The sequence below is a fragment of the Streptomyces sp. NPDC093225 genome (assembly GCF_044753805.1).
GTDB lineage: Bacteria > Actinomycetota > Actinomycetes > Streptomycetales > Streptomycetaceae > Streptomyces.
Genome location: NZ_JBIVNX010000034.1, coordinates 1 through 23,151 on the forward strand (window position 1 = coordinate 1; position 23,151 = coordinate 23,151).

Annotated in this window: 22 protein-coding genes; 4 read left to right on the plus strand and 18 right to left on the minus strand. The window is 73.8% G+C overall.

Annotated features, from left to right (window positions below; genetic code table 11):
• Positions 1-190: 190 nt before the first annotated feature.
• Entirely contained in the window at positions 191-1,762 is a 1,572-nt protein-coding gene (locus ACIQCH_RS26625; protein ID WP_402584853.1) for an ABC transporter permease, read from the minus strand.
• Positions 1,759-2,700, minus strand: a complete 942-nt coding sequence (locus ACIQCH_RS26630) for an ATP-binding cassette domain-containing protein (RefSeq protein WP_402584855.1) — start codon at positions 2,698-2,700, stop codon at positions 1,759-1,761. Before ACIQCH_RS26630 ends, ACIQCH_RS26625 begins: the two co-directional genes overlap by 4 nt.
• Positions 2,701-2,768: 68 nt before the next feature.
• Between ACIQCH_RS26630 and ACIQCH_RS26635 the strand changes: the two genes are divergently transcribed.
• Positions 2,769-3,251: a GbsR/MarR family transcriptional regulator gene (locus ACIQCH_RS26635; RefSeq protein WP_402584981.1), complete on the plus strand. Its 483-nt coding sequence runs from the start codon at positions 2,769-2,771 to the stop codon at positions 3,249-3,251.
• Between the two features lie 43 nt (positions 3,252-3,294).
• Here the strand turns inward: ACIQCH_RS26635 and ACIQCH_RS26640 are convergent, their stop codons facing one another.
• Positions 3,295-4,152, minus strand: coding sequence for a diacylglycerol kinase family protein (locus tag ACIQCH_RS26640; protein WP_402584857.1), 858 nt, complete (start codon positions 4,150-4,152; stop codon positions 3,295-3,297).
• Between the two features lie 163 nt (positions 4,153-4,315).
• Between ACIQCH_RS26640 and ACIQCH_RS26645 the strand changes: the two genes are divergently transcribed.
• Positions 4,316-5,599, plus strand: a complete 1,284-nt coding sequence (locus ACIQCH_RS26645; RefSeq protein ID WP_030199372.1) for an adenylosuccinate synthase — start codon at positions 4,316-4,318, stop codon at positions 5,597-5,599.
• Between the two features lie 87 nt (positions 5,600-5,686).
• On the opposite strand, the gene ddaH is transcribed toward ACIQCH_RS26645, so the two are convergent.
• The 13 genes from ddaH to ACIQCH_RS26710 all read right to left on the minus strand — a co-directional run bounded on the left by ddaH (position 5,687) and on the right by ACIQCH_RS26710 (position 18,216).
• A complete protein-coding gene (gene ddaH / locus ACIQCH_RS26650; RefSeq protein ID WP_402584859.1) occupies positions 5,687-6,499 on the minus strand; it encodes a dimethylargininase in 813 nt (270 codons plus the stop codon).
• Between the two features lie 161 nt (positions 6,500-6,660).
• The gene (locus ACIQCH_RS26655) at positions 6,661-7,257 is read right to left on the minus strand and encodes a Uma2 family endonuclease (RefSeq protein ID WP_402584861.1); all 597 of its coding nucleotides are present in this window, start codon (positions 7,255-7,257) and stop codon (positions 6,661-6,663) included.
• Positions 7,258-7,417: 160 nt separating this feature from the next.
• Positions 7,418-8,299 (minus strand): alpha/beta hydrolase, encoded by an 882-nt coding sequence (locus ACIQCH_RS26660; RefSeq protein ID WP_402584863.1) that lies wholly within the window; start codon positions 8,297-8,299, stop codon positions 7,418-7,420.
• Between the two features lie 244 nt (positions 8,300-8,543).
• Positions 8,544-9,770, minus strand: coding sequence for a kynureninase (gene kynU, locus ACIQCH_RS26665; RefSeq protein WP_402584865.1), 1,227 nt, complete (start codon positions 9,768-9,770; stop codon positions 8,544-8,546).
• Positions 9,763-10,608: a tryptophan 2,3-dioxygenase gene (locus ACIQCH_RS26670; protein WP_402584867.1), complete on the minus strand. Its 846-nt coding sequence runs from the start codon at positions 10,606-10,608 to the stop codon at positions 9,763-9,765. The genes kynU and ACIQCH_RS26670 overlap by 8 nt, the downstream gene beginning before the upstream one ends.
• Positions 10,609-10,842: 234 nt before the next feature.
• Positions 10,843-11,256, minus strand: a complete 414-nt coding sequence (locus ACIQCH_RS26675) for a DUF3151 domain-containing protein (RefSeq protein WP_402584869.1) — start codon at positions 11,254-11,256, stop codon at positions 10,843-10,845.
• 140 nt (positions 11,257-11,396) lie between these two features.
• Positions 11,397-12,419 (minus strand): class II fructose-bisphosphate aldolase, encoded by a 1,023-nt coding sequence (gene fbaA / locus ACIQCH_RS26680; RefSeq protein WP_402584871.1) that lies wholly within the window; start codon positions 12,417-12,419, stop codon positions 11,397-11,399.
• 375 nt (positions 12,420-12,794) lie between these two features.
• Positions 12,795-13,334, minus strand: coding sequence for an orotate phosphoribosyltransferase (gene pyrE / locus ACIQCH_RS26685; protein WP_030199337.1), 540 nt, complete (start codon positions 13,332-13,334; stop codon positions 12,795-12,797).
• A gap of 62 nt (positions 13,335-13,396) precedes the next feature.
• On the minus strand, positions 13,397-14,176 hold the full coding sequence (locus ACIQCH_RS26690) for an aldose 1-epimerase (protein ID WP_402584873.1): 780 nt from the start codon (positions 14,174-14,176) through the stop codon (positions 13,397-13,399).
• Positions 14,177-14,374: 198 nt separating this feature from the next.
• Positions 14,375-15,196: a carbon monoxide dehydrogenase subunit G gene (locus tag ACIQCH_RS26695; protein WP_402584875.1), complete on the minus strand. Its 822-nt coding sequence runs from the start codon at positions 15,194-15,196 to the stop codon at positions 14,375-14,377.
• 31 nt (positions 15,197-15,227) lie between these two features.
• Positions 15,228-16,901 (minus strand): polyamine aminopropyltransferase, encoded by a 1,674-nt coding sequence (locus ACIQCH_RS26700; RefSeq protein ID WP_402584876.1) that lies wholly within the window; start codon positions 16,899-16,901, stop codon positions 15,228-15,230.
• 94 nt (positions 16,902-16,995) lie between these two features.
• Positions 16,996-17,523, minus strand: coding sequence for a DUF2617 family protein (locus ACIQCH_RS26705; protein WP_402584878.1), 528 nt, complete (start codon positions 17,521-17,523; stop codon positions 16,996-16,998).
• 447 nt (positions 17,524-17,970) lie between these two features.
• Positions 17,971-18,216 carry a hypothetical protein gene (locus tag ACIQCH_RS26710; RefSeq protein ID WP_402584880.1) on the minus strand — a complete coding sequence of 82 codons (246 nt, stop codon included), beginning with the start codon at positions 18,214-18,216 and terminating at the stop codon, positions 17,971-17,973.
• Positions 18,217-18,338: 122 nt separating this feature from the next.
• On the opposite strand from ACIQCH_RS26710, the gene ACIQCH_RS26715 reads away from it, so the two are divergent.
• Positions 18,339-19,553, plus strand: coding sequence for a pyridoxal phosphate-dependent aminotransferase (locus ACIQCH_RS26715; protein ID WP_402584881.1), 1,215 nt, complete (start codon positions 18,339-18,341; stop codon positions 19,551-19,553).
• Positions 19,554-19,677: 124 nt separating this feature from the next.
• Here ACIQCH_RS26715 and ACIQCH_RS26720 read toward each other — a convergent pair whose 3' ends face one another.
• Positions 19,678-20,163, minus strand: a complete 486-nt coding sequence (locus tag ACIQCH_RS26720; RefSeq protein WP_402584883.1) for a prevent-host-death family protein — start codon at positions 20,161-20,163, stop codon at positions 19,678-19,680.
• 314 nt (positions 20,164-20,477) lie between these two features.
• Here ACIQCH_RS26720 and ACIQCH_RS26725 point away from each other — a divergent pair, with 314 nt between their 5' ends.
• Positions 20,478-22,379 (plus strand): NlpC/P60 family protein, encoded by a 1,902-nt coding sequence (locus ACIQCH_RS26725; RefSeq protein ID WP_402584885.1) that lies wholly within the window; start codon positions 20,478-20,480, stop codon positions 22,377-22,379.
• Between the two features lie 196 nt (positions 22,380-22,575).
• On the opposite strand, the gene ACIQCH_RS26730 is transcribed toward ACIQCH_RS26725, so the two are convergent.
• Complete coding sequence (locus ACIQCH_RS26730; protein ID WP_030199320.1) at positions 22,576-23,109, minus strand: YbjN domain-containing protein; 534 nt, start codon at positions 23,107-23,109, stop codon at positions 22,576-22,578.
• Between the last annotated feature and the right edge of the window lie 42 nt (positions 23,110-23,151).

Consider the following 23,151-nt stretch of genomic DNA (forward strand, 5'->3'; position numbering starts at 1 on the left):
GGATGTCTTGGAGGACAAACCTCTTCTACAGCAGCTCCGCTGCCTCGTTCACGGGCCTTGACGAACAGCCCCCGCCCTTAACTGAACGGCGTTGGTTCTAGGGGGCGCGCGCCGGACCACGGCGCCGCGGTGCGGTGCGATGCGGTGCAGCGCCGTGCGGACCGGTGGCCGCGGGGCGGCGCCGCGCGGTTCAGGCGGCCAGGTCCCGGCGGCGGAAGGCGGCGAGGCCCGCCGCGACGAGGGCGGCCGCGAGGACGGTGAGGGCCAGCGGCGGGCCCCAGACGAGGTCCGCGCCCGGCAGCTTCGGCAGGTGCGCGAACGGCGACAGGTCCATGGCCGCCTGCGGGAGGTCCAGCGCCGGCCCCAGCCAGCCCAGCGCCAGCGAGATCCCGGCCACCGCCCAGGCCGCCGCGGCCGCCCGCGGGACCGCCCCGTACAGCAGCACGGCGAGCCCGCCCAGCACCCACACCGCCGGCAGCTGCGCCAGGCAGGCCCCGGCCACCGCCCCGAAGCGGTGCCCGTAGCCCAGGCCCAGCCCGACCCCGCCGAGCAGCAGGACCAGCGCGGCCCCGCCGAAGGCGATCACCAGGTGCCCGGCGGCCCACCGCAGCCGCCCCACCGCGAGGGAGAGCACGGGCTCGGCCCGCTGCCCGCTCTCCTCCGACGCCAGCCGCAGCACCGACGCCACCACGTACAGGGCGGCGACCATGCCGAGCAGGCCCGCCATCGCGGCGAGGAAGGCGTCGGTGAGCGCGGCCTGCCCGCCCATCCGCTCGAAGATCTCGCGGGTCCGCTGGTTGCCGCCGACCAGCTCGGTGATCCCGTCGGTCATGCTCCCGAAGACCGTCCCCACGGCCAGGAAACCCAGCCCCCAGCCCAGCACGCTGCCCCGCTGGAGGCGAAGGGCCAACGCCCCCGCCGAGCCCAGCCGCCCCTCCGCCGGTCCCGGCCGGGTCGGCAGGAAGCTCATCCCGAGGTCCCGCCGGCCGGCCAGCCCGTACGCCACCGCCGCCTGCAGCACCACGGCCGCGGCCAGGACGCCGAGCAGCCACCAGCGTTCGCCCGCGAAGGCCCGTACGTGCTCCAGCCAGCCCAGCGGCGAGGCCCAGGTCAGTGCCGACCCGCCGTCGAGGCTCCCCGCGTCGCCCGCCGCGCGCAGCACGAAGGCGGCGCCCAGCACGGCGGCGGTGATCCCCTTGGCGAGCCGCGCGCTCTCCGTCAGCTGCGCCGCGATGCCCGCGGTCGCCCCGAAGAGCAGCCCGGTCCCGGCGACGGCCAGCCCCAGCGCGAGCGCACCGGCCGCGCCGCGCCCGGCCAGCCCGGCGGCGATGAGCAGGCCGAGCAGCCCGTCGGCCACGGCCGCCGCCAGCAACGCGGCGGTCAGCGGGGCCCGGCGCCCCACCATGGCGGCGGACAGCAGCTCCTGGCGCCCCGTCTCCTCCTCCTCGCGGGTGTGCCGGACCACGATGACCAGGCTCATGACGGCGGCGAGGAGTCCCGCGTACACCCCGATGCGCCAGGCGGTCAGGGCGGCGACCGAGTCCCCGAACACGGGCCCGTACAGGGCGCGCAGGGAACCGTTGGCGTTCATCGTGCGGGAGATGGCGGCGCGCTCGGCCTCCGTCGGCCACACCCGCTCCAGCGCACCGGGCAGGCTGACGACCATCAGGGTGGTGGCCAGGATCCAGACCGGCATCATGACCCGGTCCCGACGCAGTGCCAGCCGCAGCAGCGCGCCGGTTCCGGCGAAGGCCCGGTTCACCGCGCCCCCGCTCCGTCGGCCCCTGCCCCGTCGGCCCCCGCCCCGTCGGCGTCCACCGCGTAGTGGCGCAGGAACAGCTCCTCCAGCGTCGGCGGGGTCGAGGTCAGCGACCGTACGCCCGACGCGGTCAGCGCGCGCAGTACGCCGTCCAGCCGGTCGGTGTCGACCTGGAGCCGGACCCGCGCGCCCCGCACCGTCAGGTCGTGCACCCCGGGCAGCCGGGCCAGGCCGTTCGGCGGTCCGGCCAGCTCGGCGCTCACGCTCGTCCGCGTCAGGTGCCGCAGCTCGGCGAGCGAACCGCTCTCCACGGTCCGCCCCGCCCGGATGATGCTCACGCGGTCACACAGCGCCTCGACCTCGCCGAGCACGTGCGAGCTGAGCAGCACCGTCCGGCCGGCCGCCCGCGCCTCGCCCACGCAGCCCCGGAAGACCTCGTCCATCAGCGGGTCCAGCCCGCTGGTGGGCTCGTCGAGGATCAGCAGCTCCGCGTCGGAGGCGAAGGCCGCGACCAGCGCCACCTTCTGGCGGTTGCCCTTGGAGTAGGTGCGGCCCTTCTTGGTCGGGTCGAGCTCGAAGCGCTCGACGAGCTCCGCCCGGCGGGCCCGGTCGAGGCCGGCTCCCCCGCGCAGGCGCCCGTACAGGTCGATGACCTCGCCGCCGGTGAGGTTGCGCCAGAGGGTGACGTCCCCGGGGACGTACGCGATCCGGCGGTGCAGCGCGACCGCGTCCTTCCACGGGTCGCCGCCGAGCAGGACCGCGGTGCCGGAGTCGGCGCGCAGCAGCCCGAGCAGGACCCGGATGGTGGTGGACTTCCCGGCGCCGTTGGGGCCGAGGAAGCCGTGCACCTCGCCGCTCTCGACGGCGAGGTCGAGGCCGTCCAGCGCGTGCGTGCGGCCGAAGGACTTGCGGAGACCGGCGACGCCGATTGCCTTCGTCATGATTTTGAACGTACGCTACTTTCACAAACTTGTGAAGTTAGGGAATCGCATAAAGTTCGGGGGTGGACATGACCAGGGACGAGGAAGCGGTCTCGCGCTTCGTGGAGCGGTTCGCCGCCCAGCTCACGGAGGCCGGCATGCAGCGCATGGCCGCCCGGGTCTTCGCGGCCCTGCTGGCCAGCGACGGCGGCGCGATGACCTCCGCCGAGCTGAGCGAGACGCTCAGGATCAGCCCGGCCGCGGTCTCCGGCGCCGTGACGTACCTGACCCAGGTCAACATGGTCAGCCGCGAGCGCGAGCCCGGCTCCCGCCGCGACCGGTACGTGCTCCACAACGAGCTCTGGTACGAGACCTTCACCCGCCGCGACCAGGTCCTGACCCTCTGGCTGCGCACCATGCACGACGGCGCCGCCGCCCTCGGCCCGGACACCCCGGCCGGCGGCCGCGTCGCCGAGACCGCCGCCTTCTTCGAGTTCCTGCACCAGGAGATGACCGGACTGATGGACCGCTGGCGCGTCCACCGCACGACGCTGGGCCTTCCGAAGACCTGACCCGGAGCCCTGCCCGCCCCCACCCCCCACGGGGGACCACCCGCTACCGCGGTACCGTCAGCCCCCACGCCTCCGGCTGCAGCGTCCACGTGCGGCGCCGCACCGGGCCCGCCACGCGGTGGTCCGCCCGGTAGCGGAAGTCCGCACCCGACACCGTGACCGTCCGGGCCCGGGCCGTCACCGGCTCGCGGCCGCCGCCGGAGGTCCGTACGACCACCTCGGCGAACCCGTCGCGCGAGGCCACCGAGACGTCCCGCACCAGCCGGTCCACGTCGCTGAGCAACTCCCCGTCCGCCTCCACCCGCAACCGGTGCTGCGCCGCGTACGCCGACCCCACCGGCGGCCGCACCAGCGTCCGCACCAGCGACCGGCACGCGCTCCACACCGACGGCGCGCCCGCCCAGGCCGCCGTCCCCGCCACCGGCACCCCCGCCGCGGCCGCCGGGATCCGCAGACCCCGCAGGACCACCCCGTCGCTGTCGTCCACCAGCAGGTCCAGCCGCCGCACCGCCCCGTCCAGCACCGCCCGCGCGGCCTGCACGGCCGACGCCGGCACCCCCAGCGAACGGGCCACCGCCAGCGTCCCGGGCGAACCCACCGGGATCAGCGACAGCTCCTCCTCGCGCAGCTCCCGCCCCCGGTGCAGCAGGGCCACCGCCCGCGCCAGCGCCCCGTCGTCCCCCACGATCACCGGCCGCCGATGGCCCCGGCGGGCCAGCGCCCGCGCGAACTCCTCCGGCCCCTCGGGGAGGCAGATCTTCGCCTCCGCACCCGCGCTCAGCACGTCCTTCGCGATCCGCACGGACTCGCCGTCGAGTCGGCGGGCGACCGGGTCGACGAGCACGAGCAGGCCGGCCTCCGCCGCGCCCGCGTGGCTCATGGTGGGCTCTGGAGCCGACACCTCGGTCCTTCCTCGGGTAGCATCTTTGTGCAAGAGCCCCTTGCGCTATTGCGCCAGGGGCTTCGTCTATTCCGGGGTACCGGTCCGACGGCCCAGCCCGCGGTGTACATCGTCGTACGCCCCCTGACCTTGGACATGCCCCATCCGGAAGAGGTGTACGCCTGTGCCCGCTCTTGTGCTGCTCGGAGCCCAGTGGGGTGACGAGGGCAAGGGAAAGGCCACCGACCTCCTCGGTGGCTCCGTCGACTACGTCGTCCGCTACCAGGGCGGCAACAACGCCGGCCACACGGTCGTCGTAGGCGACCAGAAGTACGCCCTTCACCTCCTCCCCTCCGGCATCCTCACCCCTGAGTGCACCCCGGTCATCGGCAACGGCGTCGTCGTCGACCCGGCCGTGCTGCTCTCGGAGCTCAAGGGCCTGAACGAGCGCGGCGTCGACACCTCCAAGCTCCTGATCAGCGGCAACGCCCACCTGATCACGCCGTACAACGTCACCCTCGACAAGGTCGGCGAGCGCTTCCTCGGCAAGCGCAAGATCGGCACCACCGGCCGCGGCATCGGCCCGACGTACGCGGACAAGATCAACCGCGTCGGCATCCGCGTCCAGGACCTCTACGACGAGTCGATCCTGACCCAGAAGGTCGAGGCGGCGCTGGAGGGCAAGAACCAGCTGCTCGCCAAGCTCTACAACCGCCGCGCGATCGAGCCCGGCGCGATCGTGGAGGAGATGCTCCAGTACGCGGAGCAGATCAAGCCCTTCGTCGCCGACACCACGCTGATCCTGAACAACGCGCTGGACGACGGCAAGGTCGTGCTCTTCGAGGGCGGCCAGGGCACCCTGCTCGACGTCGACCACGGCACCTACCCCTTCGTCACCTCCTCGAACCCGACCGCCGGCGGCGCCTGCACCGGCACCGGCGTGGGCCCGACGAAGATCAGCCGCGTCATCGGCATCCTCAAGGCCTACACGACCCGCGTCGGCGCCGGCCCGTTCCCGACCGAGCTGTTCGACGAGGACGGCGAGGCGCTGCGCCGCATCGGTGGCGAGCGCGGTGTCACCACCGGCCGTGACCGCCGCTGCGGCTGGTTCGACGCCCCGATCGCCCGCTACGCGACCCGCGTCAACGGCCTGACGGACTTCTTCCTCACCAAGCTCGACGTGCTGACCGGCTGGGAGGAGATCCCGGTCTGCGTCGCGTACGAGATCGACGGCAAGCGCGTCGAGGAGCTGCCCTACTCGCAGACGGACTTCCACCACGCGAAGCCCATCTACGAGACCCTGCCGGGCTGGTCCGAGGACATCACCAAGGCCAAGACCTTCGCGGACCTGCCGAAGAACGCGCAGAACTACGTGAAGGCGCTGGAGGAGATGTCGGGCGCCCCGATCTCCGCGATCGGCGTCGGCCCCGGCCGCACCGAGACGATCGAGATCAACTCCTTCATCTGATCCCACCGGATCCCCCGGGAAGGGCCCCCACCGCACGGTGGGGGCCCTTCCCCGTTCGCCCCCCCTTCCGGCCCGTACCGGGCGGGCTCAGCGGTCCCGCAGCTCCAGCGTGCAGCACTTCACGCTGCCGCCCGCCTTGAGCAGCTCCGACAGGTCCACCCCCACCGGGTGGAAGCCGCGCCCCGCCAGCTCCCTCGCGAGCCGGGTCGCGGCCTCGGGGAGCACCACGTTGTACCCGTCGGAGAAGGCGTTCAGACCGAACACCGCCGCGTCCTCGTCGGTCGCCAGCAGCGCCTCGGGGTAGAGGTCCGCCAGCAGCTCCCGGCTCTCGGGCGCGAAGGCGGCCGGGTAGTACATGACCTCCCCCTCGGCCAGCACGGCCAGTGCCGTGTCGAGGTGGTAGTACCGGGGGTCCACCAGCCGCAGCGGGGTCACCGGCACCCCGAGGTACTCGGCCGCCTCGGCGTGCGAGCGCGGGTCCGTGCGGAAGCCGGTGCCGGCCAGCAGCCGGTCCCCGGCGAGCAGGTAGTCGCCCTCGCCCTCGTTCACGTGGACCGGGTCGAGCACGTCGTCCCAGCCGTGCGCGCGGAACCAGTCCAGGTACGCCGGGCCCTCGGCGGCCCGCTCCGGGTGGCGGAAGCGGGCCCCGAGCACCCGCCCGCCGACGACGGTGGCGCCGTTGGCGGCGAACACCATGTCGGGCAGGCCCTCGACGGGCTCGATCTCCTCGACCTTGTGGCCGAGGTCGAGGTAGAGCTCGCGCAGCCGGACCCACTGGCGCACGGCGAGGTCGCCGTCCGCGCCGTCGGCCGGCTCCATCCACGGGTTGATGGAGTAGCGGACGTCGTAGTGGTGCGGTCGGCACATCAGCAGGTGGCGGACGGTCGCCTGGCGGGTCATGGCTCACTGCCCCTTGCGGTGGAGAGCGGAGATCCGGACGCGTACGGGGATCGGCCCGTACGCCGCCGATGCTGATCCGGTCCGGCGAACGGCCGGGACCACCGGTCTGAACGCCGCCCGAACCGGCGACGGCGCGGAACCCCGCGCCTCGGCCCGGCGGGCTACTCGGCGGGGGCGGCGAAGCCTGAGGTGTCGAGGGTGCAGTCGAAGGGCGCGGGGATGTGCACCTTCTCCCCGAACGGGCGCGCCTCGTGGGCCCCGTAACCCGCGGCGGAAGGCATCGAGAACACGATGACCTGCTCCTCCTGCATGTCGAGCAGCAGGTAGACGGGGACTCCCGCCCGACCGTACTGCTTGACCTTGTCGTGGAAGTCGTCGTCACGGGTCGACGGCGAGGTCAGCTCCACGACCAGGGACAGGGCCACACCGTCGAGGCGGTGGCTGGTGGTGCGCCGCGCGCGGGCGTCGGCGGCGTTGACGTCCGGGCCGTATCCGCGCTCCACACCGGGAAACACGTACAGGGCCGGCGACGACGAGAGCCGATGCCCGTCCGGCAGGTGGGGACGCAGCCTGTCGCAGACGAGATCCATCACGTCCAGGTAGTACGCCTTCGACCACGGCGACACGACGATGTTCCCCCTGATGATCTCGGCCCTGAAGCCGTCGGGCACGTGGAGCTCGTCGAGGACGTCCAGCATGTCCTCGAACCCGGGGGGTGCGGTGTCGCTCGTCGCGGTGCGCTCGTCCATCAACGTCATGATGGTGCTCCTTCTCCGCCCGGACCAGCCCGCACCCCGGAACAGGCGGCGGGCCCGCCTCATCCGTATTGCCATCGGCATATGCCGAAGCATGGTAGGAGCCCCACGAGGCAAGAGCCGGTTCGGGCGGCGTACACCCGATCGGATGACGGCGACCGCCCTACCAGGCCAGCTGTGCGATCTCCTCGCAGACCACCGCGGCCGCGTCGGCGGCCGGGTCGATGAGGGGGAAGTGGCCGACCCCGTCGAGCAGGGTCAGGCCCACGGTCTCGCCGGCCTTCGCGGCCGCCTCGACGTACGACTCGGCCACCCGGTGCGGTACGACGATGTCCTCGCGGCCGTGCACGACGGTGGTGGCGATCCCGGTGGGCAGCAGCGCGGCCGGGTCGGCGTAGCCGAGCCGCTCCGCGAACAGCTCGGGCCCGCCCAGCAGCTGGGCGGAGGCCCCGCCGCAGACGCCGAGCTCCTCCGCGACCGTGAAGTCGGCGATCGGGGCCAGGGCCACCACACCGCGCAGGGCGGGCGGCTCGGCCGTCCGCCAGGGGGCGTCCGGCGGCAGGACGTGCCGGGCCGCCGCCCACAGGGCCAGCTGACCGCCCGCGGAGTGGCCGGTCACCACCGTGCGCCGCAGGTCGGCCAGGGGCAGGGCGGCCGCGGCCAGTCGCGGCAGCGCGTCCATGGCGGCCGCCACGTCGTCGAAGGTCTCCGGCCAGCGCCCGGCCACCGGGCCGTCGGCGCCCTGATGGGGTACGGAACTGCCGCGCCGGTACTCGACGTTGGCCACCGCGAAGCCGCGCCGGGCGAGCAGGTCGGCGAGCGGGGTGATGTGCTGCCGGTCGTAGGGGGCGCGCCATGCGCCGCCGTGCAGGACGACGACCAGCGGCACCCGGTCCTGGCCGGCTGCGGACTCCCGCGGCGCGTAGAAGTCCACGACCTGGTCGGGGTGTGCGCCGTAGGCGGCGGTGGCGTCCGGGGCCACCGGCGGATGCGCGAAGGCCGACGCCGCCTCGGCGGCGTCCCGTTCGACTGCGGGGTCCGTCATGCGGTTCAACCTCTCGGGGGCGGGGGGCCGTTGCCGGCCCGGTGGCATCCGGGTGGCCCGTACGTCGGTTCCGTACGTCAGTCCGTACGTCCGACCGGGCAGCGGGACGCTATCAGGCCCGACCGGATCCGTTCGCTCCGTTCGAGGCCCGCGGCGGGGCCGCGGCGGCCGCCGAGTCGCCTCGGCCCGGGACGCAGCGCGCGCTGAAACGAAACTTCAGCCACCGCGACCCGGGCCGGAACGATCACCCGGAAACGTGACCCGAAATGCCACCGAGCGTGCGCGCGGCACGCTCCGCGTCGGCGAAGCCCACGTACAGCGGCGTGAACCCGAACCGCAGCACGTCGGGGTGGCGGAAGTCGCCGACCACACCCCGCGCGATGAGCTCCTTCATCAGCTCCGCCGCGCCCTCGGCGCGCAGCGCCACCTGGCTGCCGCGCTCCGCGTGCGCCGCCGGCGTCACGGACTCGACCCGCCCGGCCGGCACGTACGCCTCGACGCACTCCAGGAAGAAGTCCGTCAGGGCCAGCGACTTGGCGCGCACGGCCTCGACCGCGACCCCGTCCCACACGTCCAGCGCGGCCTCCAGGGCCAGCATGGACAGGATGTCCGGCGTCCCGACCCGGCCGCGCAGCGCACCGTCGGCGGGCACGTACCCGGGCGCCATCGCGAACGGCTCGGCGTGCGAGTTCCAGCCGGGCAGCGGGGAGTCGAAGGCCGCCTGGTGGCGTTCGGCGATGTACAGGTACGCGGGCGAACCGGGGCCGCCGTTGAGGTACTTGTACGTGCAGCCGACCGCGAGGTCGACCCGGTGGGCGTCCAGCCCGACCGGGAGGGCGCCCGCGCTGTGGCACAGGTCCCAGACGGTCAGGGCGCCGGCCGCGTGCGCGGCGGCGGTCAGGCCCGGCAGGTCGTGCAGCCGGCCCGAGCGGTAGTCGACGTGGTTCATCAGGACCACGGCGGTGCGCGGGCCCAGGGCCGCGGGGAGGGCGGCCGGCTCGACGGGGACCGCCTTCAGGCCCGTCATGCGGGCGGCGGAGGCGGCGATGTACCCGTCGGTGGGGAACGTGGTGGCGTCGACGAGGAGTTCGTCGCGCCCCGCGTCACCCCGGGCCGCCGCCAGGCGGGCCGCGCCGACCAGCGCCTTGAAGAGGTTCACGCTGGTGGAGTCGCCCACCACGATCCGGCCCGGGGCCGCCCCGACCAGCGGGGCGATCCTGTCGCCGATCCGCTGCGGGGCGGTCCACCAACCGCTCTCGTCCCAGGAGCGGATGAGCAGCTCGCCCCACTCGCGGCCGACGACGTCGGCGACCCGGCCGGGCACACCCGCGGAGAGCGCGCCGAGCGAGTTGCCGTCGAGGTAGACCACGCCCTCGGGGAGCAGGAAGCGCTCCCGCAGCTTGCCGAGGTCGTCGGCGGCGTCGAGTTCGGCCGCGCGTATCGAGAGGTCGTTCGGGGTGCGCTCAGACATGGCTGCGCGCCGTCCACAGCTCGGGGAAGACGTTCTTGGTGGCACGCTTCTCCAGCCACGCCACGCCCGCCGAACCGCCGGTGCCGGTCTTGGCGCCCATCGCGCGGCGGGTGGCCATCAGGTGGTCGTTGCGCCAGCGCCACACCAGCTCGCCCACGTCGGTCAGCGCCTCGCCCAGCCGGACGAGCTCGCCGTGCTGGTCGTCGCCGCCGTAGATGGCGGCCCAGACGGCCTCGATCTCGGGCGAGGACTCGTACCGCTGCGACAGGTCGCGGTCCAGGACGGCGGCCGGCACGGGCAGGCCGCGGCGGGCCAGCAGCCGCAGCACCTCGTCGTACAGGCTCGGCTCGTGCAGCGCCTTCTCCAGCTCGGCGTGCACGCGCGGCGCGCCGCGGTGCGGGACCAGCATGGACGCGGACTTCTCGCCGAGCAGGAACTCCAGCCGGCGGTACATCGCGGACTGGAAGCCGGAGCCCTCGCCGAGCGCGCTGCGGTAGGCGTTGAACTGCGCGGGGGTGAGGTTGATCAGGGGACGCCAGGAGGCGTTCAGGGCCTCCAGCTCGCGGCAGGACCGGGCGAGGGCGTCGAAGGCGACGGTCAGCTCGTCCTCGCGCAGGGCGCGGGCGGCGGTCTCCCACTCGTGGACGATGACCGTGAACCACAGCTCCATGACCTGGGTGGTGACCAGGAAGACCATCTCTCCCGGGTCGTCCGAGAGGGGGTGCTGGAGGTGGGTGAGGACGTCCGCCTGGACGTAGTCCTCGTAGGGGGTGGTGCCGGCGAAGTCGAGGTTCGGGGTGTCCGAACCGGCTCCGGAGGCATCAAGGGCGTGCGACATTTCTGTCTCCTCGACACAGGCTTCCGGGTAGCGGTCCGCTCCTTCCGTGTGAGGTCGTGGAGCCCCGGTCCCCTGCCGGCATCATAAGCCCGCTTCCGGCCGGAGTCCCGGGGTGATCTGGGCCACGATTTCCGTTACCCGGGCGTACGGCGGCCGGCCGCCCCGGGGTCCGGACGTGCGCCGACGGCCCGGTCCCCGCGCGGGGACCGGGCCGTCGGCACGCTGCGGGACGACCTAGCCGAGCGTCTCGGCGGCGGTCTCCGAGGAGTCGCGCAGGAAGGTCGAGCAGCGCTCGTACTCCTCCTGCTCGCCGATCGCCTGGGCGGCGCGGGCGAGGGCGTGCAGGGCGCGCAGGAAGCCGCGGTTGGGCTCGTGCTCCCACGGGATCGGGCCGTGGCCCTTCCAGCCGGCCCGGCGCAGGGAGTCGAGGCCGCGGTGGTAGCCGGTGCGGGCGTACGCGTACGACTCGACGGCCGAGCCGGCCTCGAAGGCGTCGTCGGCGAGGCGGGCCCACGCCAGGGAGGAGGCGGGGTACTTGGCGGCCACCTCGGTGGGGGCGGCGCCGGACGCGAGCAGCTCGCGGGGCTCCGGGTCGTCGGGCAGGTGCGTCGGGGCCGGGCCCCCGAGGAGGTTCTGGTGAGTAGCCATGCCCCCAGTGTGCCGCCCCGTGTGACGGAGGGCCCCTCCGGTGTCGCGCGGGGCGCGACGGAGGGGCCCTCCGGGACGCTCCGGCCCGCGAACGGGCCGGAGCGCGGTGCTCACTTCGGGAGCGCCCGCTCCCGCGGTGACTACTTCAGGCGGGTGCCGGTGGAGCGCAGGTTGGCGCAGGCCTCCAGGACGCGCTTGGCCATGCTCGCCTCGGCCAGCTTGCCCCAGGTCCGCGGGTCGTAGGTGGACTTGGTGCCGACCTCGCCGTCGACCTTCAGCACGCCGTCGTAGTTCCTCAGCATGTGGTCCGCGACGGGGCGGGTGAAGGCGTACTGGGTGTCGGTGTCGAGGTTCATCTTCACGACGCCGTTCTCCAGCGCGGTGGCGATCTCCTGCTCGGTGGAGCCGGAGCCGCCGTGGAAGACGAAGTCGAACGGGCTGGTCTTGCCGTACTTCTCGCCGACGCCCTGCTGCAGGTCCTTCAGCAGCTCCGGGCGCAGGACGACGTTGCCCGGCTTGTAGACGCCGTGCACGTTGCCGAAGGAGGCGGCGAGCAGGTAGCGGCCCTTCTCGCCCAGGCCCAGGGCCTCGGCGGTGCGGATCGCGTCCTCGACGGTGGTGTACAGCTCGTCGTTGATCTCGTGGGTGACGCCGTCCTCCTCGCCACCGGTCGGGGTGATCTCGACCTCGAGGATGATCTTGGCGGCGGCGGCGCGGGGCAGCAGCTCCTGCGCGATGGCCAGGTTGTCGGCCAGGGTCTCGGCCGAACCGTCCCACATGTGCGACTGGAAGAGCGGGTTGCGGCCGGCCTTCACGCGCTCCTCGGAGACGGCGATCAGCGGGCGGACGTAGCCGTCCAGCTTGTCCTTGGGGCAGTGGTCGGTGTGCAGCGCGATGTTGACGTCGTACTTCGCGGCGACGATGTGCGCGAACTCGGCCAGGGCGACCGCGCCGGTGACCATGTCCTTGCTGTGCTGACCGCCCAGGAACTCGGCACCGCCGGTGGAGATCTGGACGATGCCGTCGCTCTCGGCCTCCGCGAAGCCGCGCAGGGCCGCGTGCAGGGTCTGCGACGAGGTCACGTTGATGGCCGGGTAGGCGAACTTGCCTGCCTTCGCCCGGTCGAGCATCTCGTTGTAGACCTCAGGGGTTGCGATGGGCATCTGTCCGCTCCTTGGGATGTGCGGTGGTGAGCTTCTTGACCCTGACCTGGGGGAGTGACGTCGTCGTCGCGCCTTATCTTTCCAGACTCTCCGATGCCGTCCACCCGACCCTTCCGGCCCACACGCACACAAGGCGGAGCGTTTCACGTGAAACACTCCGCCTTGTTTGCAGAACCCCAGCTCAGAGCCGGTTTCGGCAGGTCCGGGGCAGCTGCCCGGGACCCGCCGGGGCCCAGGTCACGACTTCGGATCCGCCCCGGGGCGCGGTGTTGACCACCCTCGGAGCGGATGTCGCCCGACCCGATGCCCCCTGACCCGATGCATTCGGGCCGATCAGCTCGGGCCGATCACCTCGGGCCCATCAGCTCGGGCCGATCAGCTCAGGCCCAGCTCGTCGAGGTTGTAGCCGGTGAGGTACGGCAGGCCCGCCTCGGCGATGGCACCGGCGGCCCCGCGGTCGACGATGGTGGCCACGGCCACGACCTCGCCGCCCGCCTCGCGGACGGCCTCGACGGCGGTCAGCGGCGAACCGCCGGTGGTGGAGGTGTCCTCGACGACCAGGCAGCGGCGGCCCTTGACGTCGGTGCCCTCGATGCGGCGCTGCATGCCGTGCGCCTTCTGCGCCTTGCGGACCACGAAGGCGTCCAGCCGCTGCCCGCGCGCGGCGGAGGCGTGCAGCATCGAGGTGGCCACCGGGTCGGCGCCCAGGGTCAGGCCGCCGACGCAGTCGAAGTCCAGCTCGGCGGTCAGGTCGAGCATGACCTGACCGACCAGCGGGGCCGCCACGCCGTCGAGGGTGATGCGGCGCAGGTCGATGTACCAGTCCGCCTCGCGCCCGGAGGAGAGGATCACCTTGCCGTGCACGACGGCCTTGTCCTTGATCTGCTGCAGCAGCTCACCACGTACGTCACTCATGGCCCCCAGCTTAGAGGCGCCGCCGGGGCCGGGCGCCCGGCGGCGGCACCGTACGGCGCGGGTCAGAGCCGCCGCCAGCTCCACACCGTCGTGATCTCCAGCGGATCGACGGGCGTGACGAGCCGGGGCAGGGTGTTGAGGCCGTTGGGCGGGCCCGACTGGGGCTCGACGCACACGGCCTCGGGCTGCTCGTCGTAGACGACCACCCACTCGGCGGGGCTGGTGACCCTGAGCTCCAGCTGTCCCGGCCAGGTCAGGGTCACGTCCACGCCGTCGGGCATGCCGAAGCAGTCGTCCCAAGGGCCGGGCAGCGGGTCGATGCGGCGGCCGGTGGGCAGGTGGTCGGAGCCCCGCTCCTCCTGCCAGGCGGGCGCGAAGCCGAGCTCCGCGTCGCCGCCGCCGAGGTTGCGCCGGAACCACGGGTGCCAGCCGGCCTGCGCGGGGAAGGAGTCCTCGTACGTCTCCACGCCCATGGTCAGCGTCAGCGAGTCCTCGGTGAGCTCCACCACCTGGGTCACCCGGCCGGAGTACGGCCAGGGGTCGCGCAGGTCGTAGACGAACGCGGCCTCGCGCCCGGTGTGCCGCACCGGCTTCCAGGCGGCCTCGCGGCCGTAGCCGTGGATCGCGTGCGGGGGCGCGTTGAGCGGCAGCTGGTGCTCGACGGCGCCGTTGCGGAAGCGGCCGCCCCCGGTCCGCCCGCAGAAGGGGACCATCGGGAAGGCGCCGTACCGCTCGCCCTGGCGCAGCAGTTCGGTGCCGTCCACCCGCAGGCTGCCGATGCGGCAGCCGTTCTCCTGATCGACGGCCACATCCACGCCGCCCGCACTCAGTTGCGTAGTCATGGCACCGACCCTACGGGGCGCGCGGGCCGGTCAGCCGTACGTGCACACCGAACGGCCCGTGCCTACGGGCACCCTGCCGGTACGTCAGGTGCCAGTCCCTCAGGTGCACGCGGTGCGTCCGCGCGCGCACGCCCACGCCGCTGCCTCCGCGCCCGCACCGCGCGCGCCCGGTACGTCCGCCGTGCGACCCGGTCGGCGTCAGCGGCGCCGGCGCAGTGCGCGGGCCACCACGACCGCCGAGGCCACCGCGAGGGCGGCGGCCGGCGCCATCCAGCGCAGGGTGGCGGCCGGGGTGACGGTGGCCGGCGCCGGCACGGGCGCGTAGCGGCCGCGCGGCGGAGCGTGGTCCACCTCCTCGGCACTGCGGCCGATCATGGTGCGCCGGGCGTGCGCGGCCTCGGCCGGGACCCGGGGCGGGAGCCCTTCGTCCAGGAAGGGGTCGAGCGCCGGGTCGAGCGAGGACGGCGGCACGTCGATGTCGAAGAGCGGGGTGTGCACGGCGTCGGCCTCCTCGTCCGCCGCCCCGTCCGCGTCCACCGCGTCGTCCGGGCCGCGGTCCTGGTCGGCGAGCGCCGCGCCCACCCGGTCCAGCAGCCGGCGCGCCGCGGCCCGGGCCGCGTCCGCCGGGAACTCGGCGGCGCGCCCGGCCACCTCGGTCTCGCCCGAGAAGTCGAGCCACGTGCCGTCCTCGGCGCCGCGCACCCCGACCCGCAGGGTGAGCGTCACGGTGCCGGAGCCCCGCACCTCGGTGCCCTCCCCCGAGACGAGGAAGCCGGCCGGTCCGGCCTCCGTCACGGCGAGGGTGCCGCGGTAGGTGACGGTGCTGCCCGCGACCCGCACCCTGAGCCGGCCGGCCACCGCCCCGGAGCCGCCGCCCGCGCCGTCGGGGCCGTCGCCCTCGCCCGCCTCCAGGACGGCCTCCGGCTGGAGTCCCGGCACGCAGTGCGCCAGCCGCGCGGGGTCCCGCAGCAGCGCCCGGAGACTGTCCTCGGCCATCGGTACGAACACCTGGTGCTCCATGACAACCGAGCCTACCCACGCGGCCCTCCGGCTACGAGTACCGCGGATGCGGCAGCGTCGACGGCGGCAGCCCGCGGATCCGCACCCGCTCCGCGTCGCGCGAGGCCGCGTACAGCGCCGCCGTCGACAGCGAGCGCAGCCAGGTGGTGGTGCCGGCCTGCACGCCGAGGGCCGGCGGCCGCCCGCGGGCGGCGAGGACGAAGCCCCAGTCCCCCGGCGAGCCGCCGCGCCCGGTGGAGCGGTCCGGTCCGGCCGGGAAGCCGGACAGCCGGCCGCCGGCGGTGTACGGACGGGTGGCCAGCCCGGCCGCCCGCAGGGTGGCCTCCACCGTCCAGAAGGTCCGCGGCCGGGTCGACAGCGGCCCGGCGTGCACCCCGATCCGGCCGCCCGGCCGCAGCCTGCGCGCGACCAGCCCGTAGAACTCCTCCGAGTACAGCTTGGTGCTGGGCGTGATGCCCGGGTCCGGGAGGTCCGAGACGACCACGTCGTACCCGAAGCCCTCCGCGCCCGACCGCAGCCAGCCGAAGGCGTCCGCGGTGACCACCCGCACCCGCGGGTCGTCGAAGACGTGGTCGTTGAGCCGCGACAGCATGGGGTCGGTACGGGCCAGCCGCACCACCCCCTCGTCCAGCTCCACCACGGTCACCGAGCGCACGTCGGGGTAGCGCAGCACCTCGCGGGCGGCCAGGCCGTCGCCCCCGCCGAGCACCAGCACGCGGGCGTGCGGGCCGTTCATCGCGGGATGGACGAGGGCCTCGTGGTAGCGGTGCTCGTCGTAGCCGCTGACCCGCAGCCGCCCGTCGAGGTACAGGTCGAGGGTGCGCGGGGACCCCTTCGACGGCCCGGTGACGACGAGCTCCTGCACGCCGGTCTGCACGGCGACCCGCACCTCGCTGCCGTACACCGCCCGGCGCGCCACCCGTTCGAAGTCGTCGGCCAGGGCGGTGGCCCCGGCCAGCACCGCCAGCACGCCCAGGTTCGCGGCCAGCAGCAGCCAGCGGGCCCGGCGGCTCAGGTCCCCCCGGAACAGCCAGAGCACCAGCGCGCCGCCGGCGGCCGCGTTGACCGCGCCGGTGAGCATCGCGCCGGTGAGCTGTCCGAGCACGGGCAGCAGGAGGAACGGGAAGGCGAGCCCGCCGACCAGCGCCCCCACGTAGTCGGCGGCGAACAGGTCGGCCACGGCCCCGCCCGCGTCCTGCCGCCGGACCCGCTGGATCAGGGTCATGAGCAGCGGGATCTCGGCGCCGATGAGGACGCCGATGGCCAGCGAGAAGGCCACCAGGGCCGGTCTGGACTCGCCGAGCCAGGCGAAGCAGGCGTACAGCGCTATCGCGGACAGGCCGCCGACGAGGGCGAGGACGGCCTCGACGGCGCCGAACCCGGCGGCGGGCCGGGCCCGCAACCGCTTCGCGAGCAGCGAGCCGACCCCCATCGCGAAGACCATCACGGACAGCACGACGGAGGCCTGGGTGACGGAGTCGCCGATCAGGTAGGAGGCCAGCGCGAGGAGTTCGAGCTCGTACACGAGTCCGCACGCCGCACAGACGAACACGGTGGCGAGGACCAGCATGCGGCCGGTCCGGGGCCGTACGGGAAGGGCCACCGGCGGGGACGCTGCTTCCCGCGGCTCCGGCGCCGGGGGCCCGCCGGGGGCGGCGGGTGCGCTCGGTGCCTCCCCACCGCAGGGAGGGGAACGGTCGATCATGGACGGAACCGTACGTCACTCCTTGCCCGCGCCCGGTCACCCACATGGGTGCAACTGGCGCACTCCGTAAGCCACTTGGCGGAGCGCCGCGCGCTCAGCCGGGCAGGGCCGCCGCCGGCATGCGCACCCCGACCCGGGTCCGGGTGGCCACCAGCTGCCCCTCCTGCGGGTAGGCGTGCCAGGTGCGCCAGCGCACCTGGCCCTCGTACCGATGGGCGAGCAGCGCGGTGAAGGCGTGCGGGCTACCGGGAAAGGTGCCGGCGAGCCCGTTCGGGTGATCCGCGACCAGCGCGAGCAGCTCCTGCGCGCGCCCCGCGAACGAGCCCTGCGACAGCGTCTCGACCCGGGCGGCGAACTCGTACTCCCAGTCGCCCACCCGCTTGGCCACGCCCAGCGGCAGCGGCGTGCTGCTGCCGGGCATGCAGGCCACGGTCTCCGAGCAGGCGACGTCACCCTCCTCGAGCAGCACCTGATGGGAGGCGCCGAGCAGGCGCAACTCCACTTTGGCGCCGGCGAGTTCCAGATTCAGTACGGCGAGGGCGGGCAGCGGGGCGCGGCCCAGGGCCCAGGCGAGGTCGGCGGCACGCGTGTCGGTGTACGTGGTCTTGAGGGTCGTGAGCATGAGTCGGCTCCGCAAACGCGCGAGGGAGGTCGGCCGGCTGCGGCACCCAGCGGGCCACGGCTGGAAATCAGCGGTCGTGGGGTGTCGCCGGCTCGGGGCCACAGGAAGTCCCAGGAGGCCCGAGGACTGGTCTACTCAACCGAGGGAATCATGAAAGGCCCGGCGCACACAGCGTTTTTACCCAACTTGACGTGGTTTACATCCCCGCGGGGGCTATCCAGTTCACGTGTTCAACACGAGCGCACCCGGCGGCAGTTGCCCCGGCCGCGCGCGGCCGGAAGCCGACGCTCCCGTCGCGCGCGGGCGGGGCGCCGCCGGGCGCCGCCCGGACGGCGTACACCGCGACGGGCGGCGTACGCGGGGGGCGGCACAGTCGGGGCGGGCAGCGCACGCCGTCGGCGTGCGCGGGGCGGGCGGCGTACCCGGCGCCGAGCCGGTCGGCTCCGGTCAGCTGGAGCCGCCGCAGCCCCCACCACCGCCACCGCACGACGAGCCGCCGCCGCACGACGAGCTGGAGCACGAGGAGCTGGAGCAGGACGAGCCGCCCCCGCAGGAGCTCCCCGAGTCACCCCACCAGCCGCCGGAGGACCGGCGGCGCCCCTTGTGCTGGTACTGGCCCTTGGTGGCCATCTTCACGAACATCACGAGCACCAGCACACCGACGACGAACAGGACCACGAGCACAGCCCCCACCGCCTCTTCCTCTCCCACTCGGTCCCCCGAGAGCGGGAACGACGCGTCCCGCGTGCACGGGGAATGCCCCCGCCCTCCACGGCCCAAAGCACACTTGAGCAAGTCCAGAGGTTCCCCGCAGGATGGCGCTCATGACCGCATCCCACGACAGCTCCGGCGCCGCTCCCGGCCCCCGCCCCTTCCTGAACCGCGGCCTGGCCGGCTTCGGTACGACGATCTTCGCGGAGATGTCCGCGCTGGCCGCCCGGACCGGCTCCATCAACCTCGGCCAGGGCTTCCCCGACGCCGACGGACCCGCCGAGGTCGCCGAGGCTGCGGTCCGCGCCATCCGCGACGGCCGGGGCAACCAGTACCCGCCCGGCCCCGGCGTCCCCGAGCTGCGGACCGCGATCGCCGCCCACCAGCAGCGCTTCTACGGCCTCACGTACGATCCGGACACCGAGGTGCTCGTCACCGCGGGCGCCACCGAGGCCATCGCCGCCTCGCTGCTGGCGCTGCTCGAGCCCGGCGACGAGGTCATCGCGCTCGAGCCGTACTACGACTCGTACGCCGCCTGCATCGCCATGGCCGGCGCCACCCGGGTCCCGGTCACCCTGCGTCCGCACGAGGGCGCCTTCCACCTCGACCTGGACGAGCTGCGCGCCGCCGTCACCCCGCGCACCCGCCTGCTGCTCCTCAACACCCCGCACAACCCGACCGGCACCGTGCTGGCCCCCGCCGAGCTGGCCGCGATCGCGGAACTCGCCGTCGAGCGGGACCTGCTGGTGATCACCGACGAGGTGTACGAGCACCTGGTCTTCGAGGGCGCCCACACCCCGCTCGCCGGCCTGCCGGGCATGCGCGAGCGGACCGTCACCATCTCCTCCTCCGGCAAGACCTTCTCCTTCACCGGCTGGAAGGTCGGGTGGATCACCGCCCCGCCGTCCCTGGTCACCGCCGTGCGCACCGCGAAGCAGTTCCTGACCTACGTCTCCTCCGGCCCGTTCCAGTACGCGATCGCCGAGGCCCTCGCGCTCCCGGACGCGTACTACACGGGGTTCCGCGAGGAGCTGCGGGCCAAGCGGGACATCCTGTCCGACGGGCTGCGCGCGGCCGGCTTCGAGGTGTTCCGCCCGCGGGGCACGTACTTCATCACCACCGACATCACCCCGCTCGGCGAGAAGGACGGCCTGGACTTCTGCCGCTCCCTGCCGGAGCGCTGCGGCGTGGTCGCCATCCCGAACGCGGTCTTCTACGACGACCGCGCCGCCGGCCGCTCCCTGGTCCGCTTCGCCTTCTGCAAGCAGACGGCGGTACTGGAGGAGGCGGCGGACCGCCTCGGCCGACTGGCTCGCTGAGCAGCGAGCCATATGGACGTGCGGGCATGGGCCCGGCCTTTCGGCCGGGGCCCGTGCCGCACGGGAACTACGAGTTACTCGGTGTCCTTGGGGTGGACGCCGACACGATCGCCCTTCTTCGGACTCACCCGCTCACCTCGACCGGCCCCAGGTCATCCCCGTCGAGTGGACGCAGCGCTTCCTTGGGCTGATCCGGATCAGAGTTGATGCGAGCCGTCGCCCGCCAGGAAACAAGCGCGCGGTGCACAGCTTCCCTGGCACCCAGTTCTGCCGCGTCGGACAGCGCTTCCAGGAGCTCCACGGTGAACGCGTGCATCTCTTCGTCATCCAGATGCCGCACCCAGGGGAAGACCTCCGGCAGCGCCAGCAAGAGCGACCGGACTCCGGCATCGTGCTTCATCAGCGCGAGGAAGAGCCGGGAGGCCGTCGTGAGGTTCTCCTCGGTGCGCTCCGCATACCGGGCGGTCGTCAGCACCATGTCGGGCGCGTCCCGATGCGTGACGCGCAGAGCACCGAGGGCAGCGGCACTTGCGGCTACGGCCTTCGGGTTTCTCGACAGATCGGTGAACGAAACCGACTCGGGCTCGGCTCCCAGGTAAGCAGGGCTCATACTCAGACTGTACTCAGATTACGTTTTGAGTGCCCGCCCTGTCTGGCCTTCGGTGTTCGTGCCTCGCCCGTCTGCACGCGGCCGGACGTACGTGTGGGCACAGGGTCCGGCCTTCAGCCGGACCCCGTCCTCTGCGGCGTCGGAAAGCGCTTCCAGAAGCTCCACCGTGAACGCATGCATCGCGTCGCGGTCCAGCTGCCGCACCCACGGGAAACGTCCGGGAGCGCGAGCAGGAGCGACCGCGCTCCGGGCTGACGCGGGGGCGCGGATAGAGTCCCCGGAAATTGACGATCATGATCCGGGGGGCTCCTGCCGTGCCATCGCGTTCTTCCGACTCCGCGCCCGTCTCCTCGTCCGCCGCCGCCACCGGCGCCGCCGCGGCCGCGTCCGCCTCGACCACCGCCGTCCCGGCCTCGGCCTTCAGCCGCCGGTCCGCCCTGGCGGCGCTGGTCGGGGCGGCCGCCGCCACTCCGCTGGTGGCCGCCCCGGCGGCGGTGGCCGCCCCGGCCGTGGCCGCGACCTCCCCGGTCGGCGCCCCCGTCGGCGGCGACGCGGGGGTGCCCCCGGCGCTCCGGCGCGCCCCGCTGACCGTCGACGCGGGCGGAACCTGGCCGTTCGCCCCGCACCCGGCCGGCGCCCTGACCGCCCGCACCGTGCCCGGCCCCCCGGAGCTGACGGAGGTGCTCGACGCGGAGGGGGTGCTCGCCACGCTCACCAAGGGCGCGAAGACCGTGACCGTCCGCGGCCCCCGCCGCTGGTTCACCGAGCAGAAGAAGCCCTTCACCGACGCCTTCCACCGCACCCTCGCGGCCGACGCGGGCTGGGGCTCCTCCCCGGGCGGCGGCAGGTGGGACCTGGTGAACGGCCCGGCCGCCGACTACTTCGTGGACGACGGGCGCGGCGTCTTCCGGCTCTCCGCCGACAACTCCTCCCGCTTCGCCCTGCTCGTCGACGACGGCATCGGCGACCTCGACGCCACCGCCCGGTTCTCCTTCGAGCGGGTGCCCACCGGCGCGCCCTGCTCGCTCGCGCTCGTCTTCGCCGCCCGCGGCGTGAACGACCACTACCGGGCCCGGCTGATCGTCACCACGGCCGGACAGGTGCAGTTCGTGCTCGAGAAGGAGATCGCCGACAAGACCTCCGCGCTCGGCCCCGCCGTCACGCTCGGCACCGGCTACAAGGCCTACGAGCACTGGTACGTCCGCGTCCAGAAGGCCGGCCCGGTGCTGCGCGCCCGCGCCTGGCGCAAGGACACCGCCGAACCCACCACCTGGCACCACAGCCTGCGCGACCCCGAGACCGACCCGGCCCGGGTCTTCGACGAGGGCATGATCGGCGTCCGGGCGCTCGCCTCCGACGGCAGCACCGGCCTGCCCCTGAAGGCCTACGTGTACGACGTGGCCGTGCCCGAGGCGTACTGGGCCGACCCGCCGGTCGTCGCCCACGACACCTGGGTGCGGCTGCTCCCCGCGCCCTTCGACGGCCGCTGGACCCCCGAGCTGGAGCAGTGCGTCCGCGCCTGGGCCGCCGACACCTCCCCCGACGCCCTCGCGTACGCCTCGGCCCTGCGCCCCTTCGGCACGCCCGTGCACGACCCGGCCCTGGGCGGTGCCCAGGTGCTGGGCGAGTCCGGCTACAGCCCGCAGTTCGCCGACGGGACGCGCGAGGTCGGCGCCGACTTCCACGACTACATGGGGCTGAGCTGGGACTTCCCGGCCAGCGGCGAGCACGCCGACCCGGACCCCGCGCCACCCGGCTCCCCCGCCGGGACGGACTGGCGGGGCAACCTCGACTGCTCGGGGTACGTCCGGATGGTCTACGGCCACCACATGGGCGTCCCGATGGTCCTGTACCGGAACTACCGGGACGGCAACCTGCCCCGCACCTCGAAGGCCCAGAGCGCCAGCGGCCCCGGGGTGGTGGTGGCCCAGGGCACGACGGCCCCGCCCGCCCTGACCGCCCTGCGGGTCGGCGACGTGGTCTTCTTCGACGCCGTGGGCCCGGACCCGAAGAACCCCGAGACCAAGGACGGCACGGTCGACCACACCGGGATCTACCTGGGCCGCGACCAGCACGGCGACCTGCGGTTCGCCTCCAGCCGACGCACCCCGAACGGCCCGACCATGGCGGACCTGGGCGCGCGCTCGGTGCTCAACGGCACCTCCGGCGCGTACGAGCTGTACCCCGACTCGCTGCGGACGGTCCGCCGCTTCTGAGCCGCCCGGGCGCGGGACGGCCGGGCGCGGGCCGCCCCGACCGCGGACGGCCGGCCGCCGCCGGCCGCCGCGACGGCGACAGCCCGGCCGAGGGCCGCGGTCGCGGTGACCGCCGCCCTCGCCGGGCCGTCGTACGCCTACGGGACGTGCCTCGTGCTCATCGCACGGGTCCCGCTGCGGGAGGGGGGTGCGGGCCTCAGGCCTCGTCGCCCTCGCCCTCGGTGTCGTCCGAGTCCAGCTCCTGCTCCAGGCCGAGCTGCTCCGCGAGCCACTTGTCGAACTCGATCGAAGCGCGGACCCAGCTGACGGTGGAGGAGACGAAGTGCTCCAGGCTGACGCCGGTGCCGATCAGCATCTGCGCCTCGCCGATCAGGCGGACGGAGCCGTCGTCGTGGGTGTGGGTGTAGACCTTCGGCCACAGCGTGCGGCGGTTCCAGTCGTCGATGGACTCGAGCAGCTGGGGCTTGTCCTCGATGGCGTGCGGACGGTCGTAGAACGTCCGCACCGAGAAGACCTGCTGCTCGTCCTCGCCGCGGAACATGAAGTAGGTGCGGAACTCCTCCCACGGCGCCGCGAGGTCACCCTCGTCGTCGACGACGTACTTGAGCTCCATCTGCTCCAGCAGCTGCTTGACCAGGTCCTGGTCGGGCACGACGGGACCCGCCGGTCCAGTGGCCTGCGGGTCGGGCTGGCCCCCGAAATTAGGAATCGAGGCCGGATCGATGCTCACCGTGTTTTCCCTTCGTGCGGATACCGCCATCCTCCCCCATCA